This is a genomic window from Budvicia aquatica DSM 5075 = ATCC 35567 (assembly GCF_000427805.1).
GTDB lineage: Bacteria > Pseudomonadota > Gammaproteobacteria > Enterobacterales > Enterobacteriaceae > Budvicia > Budvicia aquatica.
Genome location: NZ_ATYS01000059.1, coordinates 1 through 14353, shown reverse-complemented (window position 1 = coordinate 14353; position 14353 = coordinate 1). Strand labels below are relative to the sequence as shown.

At 48.4% G+C, this 14353-nt stretch carries 14 protein-coding genes; 10 read left to right on the top strand and 4 right to left on the bottom strand.

Translation table 11 applies throughout. From position 1 onward, the window contains the following. Window positions 1–182 precede the first annotated feature (182 nt). From hpaD to YWE_RS0117940, 10 genes are all read left to right on the top strand, one after another. On the top strand, window positions 183–1055 hold the full coding sequence (gene hpaD / locus YWE_RS0117985; protein ID WP_029095785.1) for a 3,4-dihydroxyphenylacetate 2,3-dioxygenase: 873 nt from the start codon (window positions 183–185) through the stop codon (window positions 1053–1055). Window positions 1056–1111: 56 nt separating this feature from the next. Next, complete coding sequence (locus YWE_RS27740) at window positions 1112–1534, top strand: 5-carboxymethyl-2-hydroxymuconate Delta-isomerase (protein ID WP_051323424.1); 423 nt, start codon at window positions 1112–1114, stop codon at window positions 1532–1534. Then, complete coding sequence (locus YWE_RS0117975; protein WP_036016467.1) at window positions 1534–3003, top strand: NAD-dependent succinate-semialdehyde dehydrogenase; 1470 nt, start codon at window positions 1534–1536, stop codon at window positions 3001–3003. Before YWE_RS27740 ends, YWE_RS0117975 begins: the two co-directional genes overlap by 1 nt. Next, window positions 2997–3800, top strand: a complete 804-nt coding sequence (gene hpaH / locus YWE_RS0117970) for a 2-oxo-hept-4-ene-1,7-dioate hydratase (protein WP_029095783.1) — start codon at window positions 2997–2999, stop codon at window positions 3798–3800. The genes YWE_RS0117975 and hpaH overlap by 7 nt, the downstream gene beginning before the upstream one ends. Before the next feature lie 10 nt (window positions 3801–3810). Further along, complete coding sequence (gene hpaI / locus YWE_RS27735; protein WP_051323423.1) at window positions 3811–4644, top strand: 4-hydroxy-2-oxoheptanedioate aldolase; 834 nt, start codon at window positions 3811–3813, stop codon at window positions 4642–4644. Between the two features lie 81 nt (window positions 4645–4725). Next, window positions 4726–6111, top strand: a complete 1386-nt coding sequence (gene hpaX / locus YWE_RS0117960; protein WP_029095782.1) for a 4-hydroxyphenylacetate permease — start codon at window positions 4726–4728, stop codon at window positions 6109–6111. A 117-nt stretch (window positions 6112–6228) separates the two neighbouring features. Continuing rightward, window positions 6229–7143, top strand: a complete 915-nt coding sequence (gene hpaA, locus YWE_RS0117955) for a 4-hydroxyphenylacetate catabolism regulatory protein HpaA (protein WP_029095781.1) — start codon at window positions 6229–6231, stop codon at window positions 7141–7143. Between the two features lie 261 nt (window positions 7144–7404). After that, complete coding sequence (locus tag YWE_RS0117950) at window positions 7405–8574, top strand: p-hydroxyphenylacetate 3-hydroxylase oxygenase component (RefSeq protein WP_029095780.1); 1170 nt, start codon at window positions 7405–7407, stop codon at window positions 8572–8574. 15 nt (window positions 8575–8589) lie between these two features. Beyond that, window positions 8590–9531 (top strand): p-hydroxyphenylacetate 3-hydroxylase reductase component, encoded by a 942-nt coding sequence (locus YWE_RS0117945; protein WP_029095779.1) that lies wholly within the window; start codon window positions 8590–8592, stop codon window positions 9529–9531. A gap of 568 nt (window positions 9532–10099) precedes the next feature. Next, entirely contained in the window at window positions 10100–10306 is a 207-nt protein-coding gene (locus YWE_RS0117940) for a site-specific integrase (RefSeq protein ID WP_029095778.1), read from the top strand. 101 nt (window positions 10307–10407) lie between these two features. On the opposite strand, the gene YWE_RS0117935 is transcribed toward YWE_RS0117940, so the two are convergent. The 4 genes from YWE_RS0117935 to YWE_RS0117925 all read right to left on the bottom strand — a co-directional run bounded on the left by YWE_RS0117935 (window position 10408) and on the right by YWE_RS0117925 (window position 13881). Beyond that, window positions 10408–11322: a pepsin/retropepsin-like aspartic protease family protein gene (locus tag YWE_RS0117935; protein ID WP_051323422.1), complete on the bottom strand. Its 915-nt coding sequence runs from the start codon at window positions 11320–11322 to the stop codon at window positions 10408–10410. A 204-nt stretch (window positions 11323–11526) separates the two neighbouring features. Beyond that, window positions 11527–11931, bottom strand: a complete 405-nt coding sequence (locus YWE_RS0117930; RefSeq protein ID WP_029095776.1) for a hypothetical protein — start codon at window positions 11929–11931, stop codon at window positions 11527–11529. Window positions 11932–12965: 1034 nt separating this feature from the next. Further along, on the bottom strand, window positions 12966–13292 hold the full coding sequence (locus tag YWE_RS31995) for a putative zinc ribbon protein (RefSeq protein WP_084167124.1): 327 nt from the start codon (window positions 13290–13292) through the stop codon (window positions 12966–12968). A gap of 202 nt (window positions 13293–13494) precedes the next feature. Next, complete coding sequence (locus YWE_RS0117925) at window positions 13495–13881, bottom strand: putative zinc ribbon protein (RefSeq protein ID WP_029095775.1); 387 nt, start codon at window positions 13879–13881, stop codon at window positions 13495–13497. Window positions 13882–14353: the final 472 nt, after the last annotated feature.

Sequence of the window (14353 nt, the reverse complement as noted above, 5' to 3'; positions counted from 1 at the left end):
ATAACAGCCCAGCATAGGTGGTGATTCATTAATAAATAAGAGCCGTAACCAATAACCAATAACCAATAACCAATAAAAATTTGTCAGTGGTTGTACCTGAACGTAACTCATCGCGGCCTGCGGGCTTTTTATAACCAGACAATTTAATGATTTCTGATCGACAGGAATCTAGTGAGGAACTTATGGGTAATTTAGCGTTAGCAGCAAAGACTACACACGTCCCTTCGATGTATTTATCAGAATTGCCGGGGAAGAATCATGGGTGCCGGAAGGCGGCTATTGACGGGCATATTGAGATTGGCCAGCGCTGTCGCGATCTGGGGGTGGATACCATTATCGTATTCGATACTCACTGGTTGGTGAACAGCGCTTATCATATTAACTGTACCGACCGTTTCAGCGGCATTTATACCAGTAATGAGCTGCCCCATTTTATCCGCGATATTAGCTTTGACTATGACGGTAACCCTAAATTAGGTCAGATGATTGCTGAAGAGGCACGTAAATTAGGCGTTCGAGCTCAGGCGCATAATATTCCGAGTTTAAATCTGGAATACGGCACGCTGGTGCCAATGCGTTATATGAATCAGGACAAACATTTCAAGGTCATTTCTATTTCCGCCTTCTGTACGGTGCATGATTTTGAAGACAGCCGTCGCATGGGCGAAGCCATTCTTAACGCGATCAAAAACTATGACGGAACCGTCGCGGTTCTGGCAAGCGGTTCACTGTCCCATCGCTTTATTGACGATCGCCGGGCTGAAGAAGGCATGCACAGCTATACCCGTGAATTTGACCGCCAGATGGATGAGCGCGTGGTCAAGCTATGGAAAGAAGGCCGCTTTAAAGAATTCTGTGCGATGTTACCCGAATATGCTCAATACTGCTTCGGCGAAGGTAATATGCACGATACTGTAATGTTGTTAGGCCTGCTGGGTTGGGATAAATACGACGGCAAAGTGGAATTTGTCACCGATCTGTTCCCTAGTTCAGGCACCGGTCAGGTTAACGCGATCTTCCCATTACCTGCCGATATCAACCAAAAAGCCGCTTAATCAACTGATGCCCGCAATATGCTGAACTGCAGGGCATCGCTACAACCGGAGGCGATATGCCACACTTTTACGCCGAATGTACCGACAATATCCGCGAGCAGGCCCAGTTGCCCGAACTGTTCGCCAAGGTTAGCCAGAATCTGGCGGCAAGCGGGATTTTTCCGCTGGCTGGCGTGCGCTGCCGGGCTATCTGGCTGGATACATGGCAAATGGCCGACGGGGCCCATGACTATGCCTTTGTTCATATGACGTTAAAAATCGGACACGGACGAAGTCAGGAAAGTAAAAAACGGGTAGCTGAGTCGTTGTTTACTTTGATTCAACAGCACTTTGCACCGTTGATGGCAGAACGTTATCTGGCTATTTCTTTTGAGATGGTTGAGCTCGATGCTGAATTTAACTTTAAGCAAAATAACGTCCACGCCCTTTTTGACACAGCCTCGGTTAACTCGGTCTCGTCTGACAAAGGAGGCCAATAATGCTAGCAGAATTTATTTACCAACAGGCATTCATTAACGGCCACTGGTGCGACGCCGACGATAAAACCACCTTTGCCGTTACCAATCCAGCTAACGGTGAAGTTATTGCCGAAGTCAGTAACCTGGGCGAACAGGAAACGCTGGCGGCTATCGATGCAGCCCGAAAAGCCTTACCCGAGTGGCGTCAGCTTACCGCTAAGCAGCGTAGTCAGTACTTGCAGCTATGGTACCAATTGATTATTCGCCATCAGGAACCATTGGCCGAACTGCTCAGTCTGGAGCAGGGAAAACCGATGGCCGAATCCAGGGGTGAAATTCTGTACGGTGCCAGCTTTATTGAGTGGTTTGCCGAGGAAGGTAAGAGAACTTATGGTGAGACTATCCCTTCTCCTCTGCCCGGCAGGCGGATAACCACCATTAAACAACCGGTAGGCGTTGTTGCCGCAATTACGCCATGGAATTTTCCTAACGCCATGATTACTCGCAAAGTAGCACCAGCGTTGGCTGCGGGTTGTACCGTGGTACTAAAACCCGCACCGGACACGCCGCTTTCGGCTTTAGCCCTAGCCGCTCTGGCTCAGCAGGCCGGGATCCCTGATGGGGTATTTAACGTCGTTACCGGCACCGATGCCGTCGCTATTGGCAAAGCGCTCACTCAAAGCCCCGTGGTGCGCAAGCTTTCATTCACCGGTTCTACCCACGTCGGCAAGCTGTTGATGGCTCAGTGCGCAGCTACGGTGAAGAAAATGTCGCTGGAGCTGGGCGGTAACGCACCGTTCATTGTCTTTGATGATGCCGATCTGGACGCGGCAGTCACCGGCGCTATCGCTGCAAAATTTCGCAACAGTGGGCAGACATGCGTCTGTGCTAATCGCTTGCTGGTTCAGGATTCAGTCTATGAATTATTCAGCCAAAAACTGGCTACCGCCGTTGCCGCATTACAGGTCGGCCCTGCTCAGGAAGGTGACTTCCAGCAGGGCCCCCTTATCAACGCTGCCGCCGTGACCAAAGTACGGTCTCATATCGATAATGCCAAACTGCATGGCGCCAAGGTGCTCACCGGTGGTGAACTTCACCACCGGGGCGGACTGTTTTTTCAGCCTACAGTGCTGACTGAGGTGACTGAGAACATGCTGATTGCTAACGAAGAGACTTTTGGCCCGGTGGCACCAATTATCCGTTTTCAGACCGAAGAGCAGGCTATTAGTCTGGCAAACCAGACGGAGTCGGGCCTGGCCGCTTACTTCTATTCCAGAGACATCGGACGTATTTATCGCGTAGCCGAAGCGCTGGAGTGCGGCATGGTCGGTATTAACGAAGGCATTATTTCAAACGAATCGGCCCCGTTTGGCGGTATCAAACAGTCCGGTATGGGCCGGGAAGGCTCGCGTTACAGTATTGAAGACTATATGGAAGTTAAATACCTCTGTTTTGGCGGGCTGGATCTCAACGGGAAATCTCAATGTTAAATCAACAAACTATTACACGTATGGCTCAGCAGTTGAATCAGGCGGAGCAACAGCAGCAGCAAATCCGGCAGATTTCCCTACAGAATCCGGATATCACGCTAGACGATGCCTACGCCATTCAGCGCACCTGGGTGGCAATGAAAATTGCAGAGGGGAGAACGCTCAAAGGCCATAAAATTGGTCTGACATCTAAGGCAATGCAATACAGTTCTCAAATCAGTGAGCCTGACTACGGGGCCTTGCTGGACGATATGTTTTTTGACGATGGCAGCGACATTCCCATTGACCGTTTTATCGTGCCGCGCATTGAAGTTGAACTGGCATTTATTCTGGCAAAACCACTAAGCGGCCCGAACTGCACGATGTTCGATGTATATAACGCTACTGACTATGTTATTCCGGCGTTGGAGATCATCGATGCCCGCTGTCACAACATCGATCCGGAAAGCCAAAGGCCGCGTAAGGTATTCGATACCATTTCAGATAACGCCGCCAACGCCGGCGTGGTTATGGGAGGTCGGCCGATTAAACCCGATGCGCTGGACCTGCGTTGGATAAGCGCCCTGCTCTATCGTAACGGCGTGATTGAAGAATCCGGCGTTGCCGCAGCAGTGTTAAATCACCCGGCTAACGGAGTAGCCTGGCTGGCAAACAAGCTATCGCCTCATGACGTTCATCTGCAAGCGGGTCAGGTCATTCTGGGCGGCTCCTTTACCCGCCCGGTCGCAGCAAATCGCGGTGACACCTTCCACGTGGACTACGGCCCGATGGGTTCTATCAGCTGTCGGTTTGTATAAGGAGCGGACCATGCAACTACCCATAAATCACTTCAAGCGGGCGCTGGATGAAAAGCGGCCACAAATTGGCCTGTGGCTGGGCTTATGCAGCCCTTATAGCGCAGAACTATTGGCCGGAGCCGGTTTTGACTGGCTGCTTATCGACGGAGAACATGCTCCTAACGATCTGCAAACCATACTCGGTCAGTTACAGGCTATCGCCCCCTATTCTTCTCAGACGGTCGTCAGGCCACCGTGGAACGATCCGGTCAGGGTTAAGCAAATTTTGGATATCGGCGCTCAGACAATTCTGTTACCGATGGTACAAAGCGCAGAAGAAGCACGACTGGCGGTACAGTCTACCCGTTATCCGCCCAACGGTATTCGCGGCGTGGGTAGTGCATTGGCCAGAGCGTCTCGCTGGAATCGAATCACCGATTACCTTGATCAGGCCGATAGTGAGATGTGCGTACTGGTGCAGATTGAAACCCGCCTCGGGCTAAGTAACCTCGCGGAAATCCTCACCGTTGAAGGCGTTGATGGCGTATTTATCGGTCCGGCAGATCTATCGGCAGACATGGGGTTTCCCGGTCAACCCAACCACCCTGAGGTTCAACAAGCCATTGAACGCGCCATCAGCCAGATTATCGCCGCGAATAAAGCGCCGGGAATTTTGATGGCCACACAGGATATGGCCCGGCATTACCTGTCATTAGGTGTGCTGTTTGTGGCGGTCGGGGTTGATACCACCTTACTTTGCAAAGCCGCCGAAGCACTGGCGAAACAGTTTTACCCTTTGTCTGCTCAGACTGAAAGGCCGGATTCCTCATCACCGGAAACCAGCGATAAAAACGCGGTGTATTAGCCGCCCTGTTTATTGAGAAAATAATAAAAGGAGTGGAGTGTCGCCTTACCTCCGGTAGGTCAACACGCTCAGGAAAAGCCTATGAATAATATTCAATCTCTGCCAGGCAATGCCGGAGGCGCCGGTTCACCGGCCATGCAGCACAAAAACCATACCCCACAACAACAGGCGGTAATTAAAAAGCTATTTCGCCGAGTTATTGTTTTTTTATTTATTCTGTTTGTTTTCTCCTTTCTTGACCGGATTAATATCGGCTTCGCCGGATTAACCATGGGTAAAGATCTGGGGCTTAGCTCCACCATGTTCGGTCTTGCCGCCACCCTGTTTTACGTCACTTATGTGTTATGCGGTATTCCGAGTAATGTGATGTTAGGCATTGTCGGTGCCCGGCGCTGGATAGCCACCATCATGGTGCTATGGGGTATTGCCTCAACCGCCACCATGTTTGCCACCGGGCCGACCAGTCTGTATATATTACGGATGCTGGTGGGTATTGCCGAAGCTGGTTTCTTACCCGGAATTCTGGTTTATCTGACCTACTGGTTTCCGGCTTATTTCCGCGCCAGAGCCAATGCGCTGTTTATGATAGCCATGCCGGTCACCATGGCCTTTGGTTCACTGGCCTCCGGTTATATTCTGACGCTAGACGGCATGTTTGATCTGAGAGGCTGGCAGTGGTTGTTCTTACTGGAAGGCTTTCCTTCGGTCATTCTGGGCGTAGTGGTCTGGTTTTATCTGGATGATAAGCCGTCTAAGGCTAAATGGCTGACCGATGAAGACAAAAAATGCCTGCAGGATATGATGGATGCCGACCAGCTATCGTTGGTTCAGCCGGAAGGCCCCAATAGCTACAGCGCAATGCAAAAGAAAAGCCTGTGGCGTGAAATTTTCACCCCGATTATCCTGATGTACACCTTTGCCTACTTCTGTCTGACTAATACCCTGAGCGCCATCAATATCTGGACGCCACAGATTCTACAAAGCTTTAACACCGGTAGCAGCAACGTCACCATTGGCATTCTGGCGGCTATTCCGCAGTTTTGTACTATCGGCGGCATGATTTGGTGGAGTAAACGTTCCGACCGGCTGCAGGAACGTAAAATTCACACCGTGCTACCCTACGTCTTTGCCGCATTCGGCTGGATTCTGGCCTCGCTGACTAACCATGCGCTAATTCAACTGACCGGCATTATTATGGCTTCGGTTGGTTCATTCACTGCCATGGCCATTTTCTGGACTACGCCGGATCAGTCGATCAGCATAGAAGCCCGGGCCGTTGGCATTGCGGTGATCAACGCCACCGGCAATATTGGCTCCGGCGTTAGCCCATTGTTGATTGGCTGGCTCAAAGACCAGACCGGCAGTTTCTCGTCCGGGCTGTATTTTGTTGCCGGTCTACTGCTGATTGGCGCACTGGTTATCTGGTTTATTCCGATGAACAAATCCAGACCGAGGGCAACGCCGTAACGGTTTAACCCAATGGCGGGCTGGCTTATGGCCTGCCGTTTTATTGCTTAGTGCTGAGCATCAGATAGCTATTTGATAGTTATTTAATAAATATCTAATACATAGAGGGAGGCAACCATGAGTGACAATGAACATCATCAGGCCGCGTTTATCCCTAACATTGATATCAGCAAAGTGTACGACGCCCGCTATGAATCGCGGGACGTTCACTACGAATCATTTGCCCGTCTGGCTGAGTTCTTTGGCCGGGATATGCAGGTTCACTGGCATGACTGTTATTTTCAGGTACATTTTCTCGACAGCGGACAAATCGAACTACAGCTCGATGACCAGCACTATTCGGTACATGCCCCGCTGTTTATTATCACGCCGCCGTCAATACCTCATACCTTTAATACAAAATGTGACAGCGATGGTCACGTACTGACTATCCGTCAGGAATTAGTCTGGCCGCTGTTGGAAAAGCTTTACCCCGGTAATCAGGGAGCCCTGAATCTCCCGGCGATTTGCCAGTCACTGTCCGGTCATGATGATGAGCTGAACACCATCAGAAACTATTGGCAAATGATCGCCAATGAATTTCAGCGCAAGGATACTCTGCGGGGCGAAACGCTGACGCTGTTGTCGCAGGCGCTATTTATTCAGTTTCTGAGAAATATCGAACAGTTAGAATCATCGGTATGCCGCGTTAAGGGTAATATCAAACTGTTCCAGCGCTTTAACTTTTTGATCGGCCAGCATTATCGGCAGCACTTTACCGTACCGCACTATGCCGCACTCATCGGGATTACTGAGTCGCGCCTGAACGATCTGTGCCGGCGATTTTCTAACCTTCCCCCTAAACGCCTAATCTTTGAGCGACTGGTGAGCGAAGCTAAGCGATCACTACTGTTTTCGGCTGACTCAGTTCATACCATCGCTTATCAATTGGGGTTCAAAGATCCGGCCTATTTCTCCCGTTTTTTTATTCGGATGACCGGAAGTTCTCCGACCGACTACCGACTGAGCCGGGCCAAAATATCGGAGGCTTAGCGTTCACGGAACAATCGATGCTTAACATCACGTCTTCCCGCTTTCCCCCTCGCTTTTCATCGCCAATAAATCAATACAGCAAACCGGTTAATCCTGTCAGCCCGTGAAAAGTACCCGTCATTGCCTCGAAAATGTCTTCTTTGTTATTGGTTTAATTGCTTCAATATGGAAACAAAAATAAAACAATCAAATAACATTTAACATTACAGGCCGTCAGGTTTTGCTGACAGTCTTATGACTCACTACGGAGGCACGCTGATAATGAACAAAGAAAATCCGATGCTCGATAAATTGAAGACTATTTTACCGGTAATTGCCGCCAATGCGGGGCGTGCTGAGCTGGAACGAAAAGTACCGGATGAAAATATTGCTCTGCTTAAAAGCATTGGCATGCATCGGGTATTTCAGCCGAAGCAATATGGCGGGATGGAAATTTCGTTGCCGGAGTTTACCGACTGTGTTGCCGCTTTGGCCGGTACCTGCGGGGGAACCGGTTGGGCATTCAGCCTACTGTGCACCCATAGCCACCAGTTAGCTATGTTCTCTCGGCAACTGCAGGATGAAATCTGGGGTGATAACCCTGATGCAACCGCCAGCAGCAGTATTGCACCATTCAGCACCATCAGAGAAGGCAACGGCGGCGTTTATCTGAGCGGCGAAATGGGCTGGAGCAGCGGTTGCGATCACGCGGAATGGGCGATTGTAGGTATGCGCAGAGCCAACGCCAAAGGTGAACTGATTTACAGCTTTGGCGTAGTGCCGCGCAGTGATTATGAGATCCGTGATGACTGGTATGCTGTTGGCATGCGCAGTAGCGGTTCAAAGACGCTGGTGCTGACAGATGCCTTTATTCCTAATTACCGCATTGAAGCAGCAAAAGATATGATGGAAGGCAGCTCCAGCGGATTTGGCCTCTACCCAGACAGCGATATTTTCTATACTCCTTACCGACCCTATTTCGCCTGCGGGTTTGCCTCTATCAGCCTTGGCGTAGCCGAGCGCATGCTGGTGGCCTTTAAAGAAAAAACCCAAAAACGCGTGCGCGCCTATACCGGAGCCAGCGTAGGAACAGCAACTCCTGCGCTGATGCGTCTTGCTGAGTCAACCCATCAAATTGCTGCGGCCCGGGCATTTCTGGAGAAAACCTGGCAAGAGCATGCAGAACACGGTCGTAATCATCAGTACCCGAGCCGAGCCACGTTAACCAACTGGCGTACTAATCAGGCCTATGCGGTAAAAATGTGCATTGCCGCCGTTGACCGCTTGTTCACGGCGGCCGGAGCAACCAGTTGGATGGAACATAACGAAATTCAGCGCCTGTTCCGGGATTCCCATATGACTGCGGCCCATGCCTATACCGACTACGATGTTTGTGCCCAAATTCTTGGCCGTGAGCTAATGGGTCTGGAACCCGATCCAACCATGGTTTAATAAGGAATAATCAACATGACAGACTCTATTGATAATGTTGCAGATCCGCGAGCCTTTCGCCGAGCGTTGGGTAATTTTGCCACCGGGATCACCATTGTAACGGCGGCCTTACCTGACGGTACTCAAGTTGGTGTAACCGCGAATAGCTTTAATTCCGTCTCGCTGGATCCTCCGCTGATTCTGTGGAGCATTGATAAACGAGCCCATAGCTATGCGGTTTTTGATCGGGCCAGCCACTTTGCCGTTAACGTACTGGCCGCCGACCAGATGAATTTATCCAATCAGTTCGCCCGCGCTCAGGACGATAAATTTTCCGGCGTCGTTTATGCCGTTGGGCTTGGCGGAGCACCGCTGTTAAGCGACTGTTCTGCCCGTTTTCAGTGCGAAAAACATCAACTGGTCGACGGCGGAGACCACTGGATTATGATCGGGAAAGTCGTGGCATTCGATGACTGTGGCCGTGCCCCGCTGCTTTACCATCAGGGAGCTTACTCAATGGTTCTGCCCTATCCCCGGCTACAAAAGAAAGAAGAGTGTTGCGCTACGGACAGCGCCATGGCGGGGAGGTTAAAACATAACGTATTCTATCTGTTAACTCAGGCACTGCGCAGCTATCAGGCCAACTATCAGCCCAAGCAGCTTTCCAGCGGATTACGTACCAGCGAAGCCCGAATGCTTATGGTGCTGGAAAATGACGCCGAACTCGATATGGACCGCCTGCTAACGGAAGTCGCCATGCCAGCCCGGGAAATTGAAGAAGCTGAAGAAAACCTACGCCGTAAAGGTATGGTCGCTAACACCGGAAATGGCTATCACCTGACTGAAGCGGGAATTGAACAAGCTGAAACCCTGTGGGATATCGCCGCTAAGCAACAGGACGCAATGCTCAGCGATTTCAGTGAGGACGAAGTCGCGTTATTGCGCAAGGTATTGAGGAAAATTATTACCTTGAGGTAGTCATCAACCTTAAAGCGAATTCCCGACTTAATATTGTACTTAATCATAAAATTGACATCCACTTCAATCACCAACTATCAGCGTTCCGTCGTGACGGTGAATGACTGTCTAATGATGAACCCAAACTGCTCCGGTCAGCCACTATTAGTTAATGCCGGAGCAGGGGGATTGATGCTATTTTAGAGGATCGTCTAGGATGCTAGGACTGTTGAGGCGCATTGCCTGCAATCGTGTCCTTATTGTCTAACGATGGCTTCTAGGCAGCTCGGTATGCCGTCGGCCAGCACGAGCTGATAAGCAGGCTAGCTCTTCTAATAAGTCATACCGGGCGATGCGGTAAGTCAGCGCCTCATTTGGATGACTTAGAGAAACAAAAAACGAAATGGAACGTCACGTACAATTATCCAGCCAAGCAATCCAATTTCTTCAGTCTCTTATCTCAAATAATGAACTGTATGTATTTCCATCCAGACTAACTCGCAAACCGATTCACTATGTTTTTTGAATGTTGCTGGAAATAAGTTACGAGAGAGTGGGCATATGATTCATATTCCTCACTGGACTCCATATGACCTACGCAGAACCAGTTCGTACTGGGTTATCTCGTCTTGGATGCTCCAGTGAAGTCGCAGAGGCTATTTTAGGCCACTCCCACAAAGGTATAGAAGGCACATACAATCTTCATGGTTATGAGGCTGAGTATAAAGTCTGGTTACAAAAATGGGCCGATTATCTTGACATGTTGGTTACTCAGTATGAAACACAGATCTATTAAACGGAAATCGTCACCCCGCGTTTTCGTGCTTCGTCAAAGTGATCAGACTCAGTATTGCTCAGGCTGCTCACTCTGTACCTTTATGGAATTCGACGTAGTCTTTACCTCGCGGTTCTGATGAGTAAACGTTGTTTTGGGTAATCGATAACTGTTTCGTACTCATCTAAAAATGTCGTCCCGAGAAGACCATCGAAAGGGAGGTGTGAGAAATTTCCATTGAGTAACAGCACAGGAGTTTTGACTTTTTTGGCTCCTGTATCGTTTAGCGTTAACGAGACACAATCTGCTGCGTTCAATTCATCTTCAGTAGCCTTGTCACCTAAAATATTGCACTGCTCGCGCCACAACAATGACTTAAGATGATCTTTCCAAAACACAGAAATTGACGCTCCTGTATCTAAAATAAAAGCGTAATCATTGCCCCCTATGGAGAGTGTCACAATGATACCATCGGCGGTCATGAGTAGTGGCAGAGAAACCCATTCCTCGCTTGGCTTAACGCCAATGGACTCGAGGCTTTCACCGACAATCACGCGCCTTTGATGATAATCAAGGCGAATGACTTTATCATGAAACAGATTAAGGCCAATCACCATCGTATTTGGTCGATTGGTTGATTCTCCCAGCGTTAACCCCCAAGGTGTAAGCGAAACGCCATGAATATTTTTAAATGTCATGCCGTTTACGGTTAGTGAAGGAAAATGGAAACGGTGATTGTAAAAAATTTCGCCGGTTGCGTCAGTACTACGTTCTTTGCCTTCATCCATCACCAAGCCGCTAATCTGAGACATAAACACTTCATTTAAATGCAACGCAGTCACTGAGCCTGTATCAATCATAAAACGTGCGCGTAATCCATTCATTTCAAGCACAGCCATTGGCGTAGAATAGTCTAGGTCAAGGCTAAATGGGATCACCATTATTTTTTCAGAACCGTCAGCCCGCACCATCGTCGACAGCAGAAATAAAATAGGTAGTGTCGATTTGAAAAGACATTTAATAAGAACAATAACCATAAAATTTCCAGCTCAGCTTAAGAAGGATGTTAAATATTTTCTAACCAATAGCCATCACAGTAATTAAAATCAGAGTAAATATGAATGTTCGTGAGTAAATAATACGGCTAACAACCAGTTAGATATTGATCACCCGGTATCTGATACTGATAACCTAAAAAATAACGGATCATTTAAAACGAAAAAGTTCAACTAACACAAACTCTATCCATTCGATGTAGTCGCGGGTTCCTTGCCGCCAATACGCTGGCATTGCTGAGACAAGTAGGTCAAATTATCCGCAGTCATCTGGGTGCCAGAGGCCCACGTCTGCAAGAGGATCAATTGGTCCAACCCGTCAATATGTCGGCGCACCTGACGACTGAGTCGCCGGGCAACGATGAATGCCCCCACTGAGACCGCGAAAAATACCGCCATCAGTCTCTGATCCAGTCCATAGATAAATCCCCACACCCCGCACAACACTAAAAAAATCAGAAAAATAACCACACAGACACGATCAACCCAGCACAAATAAGTTACCTTTGAACGGTGATAATCCACACTCTGGTTAATCTCAGCCAATAGCGTGTGCCACGCCTGACTTATCGGTTCAGACTTTACGACCATGACATCGTCCCCTTGCAGACATTCACTTACAACAGATGATCGTCCCAGCCGCGAAAAAGCGCACATTAGTACGTTCTGTTGGGAGGAACTCAGGCATAGATTACTTTTCGAATATTAATGACGTAGTGACGGGGGCACTCTGTCCTACGCTCCAACAGACTAACCTATTTCAATAGCTGTCAATCAGCGTTGAATTTTGACCAGCAAACAGCACCGAGTAGTATTGACACATCCTCCGTCAGGCCACCTCGACTGTCAGTGGTACCTGAACCCTTGTTTACTGGTACATCGCAATTGCTTGTCGAATGCATACTGATTGGATTACCTGACCAAATCGTTACCCCTGAGTTTCCGAGCCAACATTCGCCGCTTTATGCGTTCATGCCCAGTCATGTGAAGTCGATTATGGCTGGAGCCTTAGTTGCGTTTAAGCCAGCGTGTTCCACTATCAAGCCAAACCTCATCGTTGAAGCAAACAAACCTCTTGTAGAAAAAGCATTATGACTTTCCGCATTCAATCCCAGTACTAATCAGAAACAATAAATTAACATTAAAATAACAATTTTATTTTAATATCAATAAATAAAATAACCAAAATCAGAGCTTACTCACAAATTTCATTGACCTATCGCATTAACAATAATTGGAATAGAAACGGGATGATGCACCCGCAATGCAGAGTCAGGTGCAATGGAGCTCGCTATTGGCGACTGCAAACAAAGTGACATTCACCGTCACAGTATTGCTTAGTCAATTCTTTTGCCAAGTAACTTGCTCGACCTATTCACTCAGGATAAATATCATCTGAATGTAACGCTTTAGTCTTTAAGTCGTAGCGCAGGCTCTCAGATAGATAAGGTCGTGAACGATGTTATAAATCAGTGAGCTTTAACTCACGAAGCCTAGCATGACCAGCTTAAGAACCGTTCCCTTGCCACGGAGAGTCTTCACTACTGGCAGCAAAACGCTTGTGTTGGACTATATGTCACTGTTCCCGCAATCTCTGGGGATGACTCACTATCACGCCTAAAAATTCAAGCGCCAGATTGGATAGGTTGACAATAAATATCGGTATGACACCGCTTGCAGGGCTTTGCCCCGGTATGTGTTCCATCATACCAACTGCAATGCCAATGTTTGGTCGGGACGACTGGTGACAATGTCTGTACTATGTTGCGTAATTTTGCCAGTCGTTCATTGCTTTTGACCTCAGGGTCATAATAAGCACAACCACGAAGTTGCTCTACTGGAACACTGGATAGGTCATGGCTAAACCACGATTTTACATTCAGGTTGTTGCACCAAATTAACGGACAACCGCGAGACGTACAGAAATACGTCTGTTGGCTGTCTGCTGATATTGCTTAGCGGAAACAATTTTGTTGGTTACATCGTAAGTAATAGAAACTTTGAGCATTCACATGGAGGGTTCTCCTTTGCCATCAACGATAGATAGCCGCCAAGACAACGCCTGCTGGCATCGTGATAACTAATATTGAGGGGGATAAATGCCAAAGAAATAGCGCGGGTAGGTCTTTTCCTGCTTCAGCCTATAACCACAACCTAGCTTTTAGCGCCATGCTGACAAGCCAGGCAGTATTTTTCACCATAGTACGCATGACCGCAGCCGCTACAGTGCCAATGACCCCGTTGTACCAACGGGAGTACTTTCGGTAGGAAAACTCTCAAGGCTTCAACAGTGGCAACCTCTTCAACGGCCACATTGACGTAAGGGCAGTGTTCGCGCCCATGCTCCGATAAACTGGTATCGGTATGCTCAAACCAAGGCCTGCTATGTTGTGTTTTCTGGTGGAAAACTAATGACCTATTACAGAGGTGACGGCGATATTCACCGCCAGGGTCGCGCTGTGCGGTTAACCCCAAAATGAGATGCCCTTGGGCGTTACGTGAAGCAAATGATTTTGCATGTTCCTTTTCGTTGGATAGCAAGCAACCGTAATCCATCCCTTAAGGGCAGATGCAGGTACCAATTTTCATGTGAAGTCATTTGAAATCTTATAGTAAGTAAGAAAAGAGGAATACGTCACTTACTGGACGACTGAATACATAAATGTGATCCGGTCTGTATGGTAAGAAAATACTCAGCGCTGACTGCATCCGAAATTGCGTTCACCATCCTCACTGATTTTACTTCGCTCTTTAGCCAGATAACTCCCCCCTTAACTTGACATATCCCCGCGTATCTTCATCGCCTCTAAATAGAAATAGTTTGCCGCCAAGCAACATCACTGGCCAACCCTTAATCGGGGTTAAGGCTTTACGCAGATGATTCTCTTTTGTATCTCTCACTACAATTGATCGTTATTAACGATGTGCGACAAGAAGTCGCCTGAAATATTGTTATGCAAAGCATCATCAATGACATAACCGGCTATTCCATTAGCCGTAACCTACTGGGACA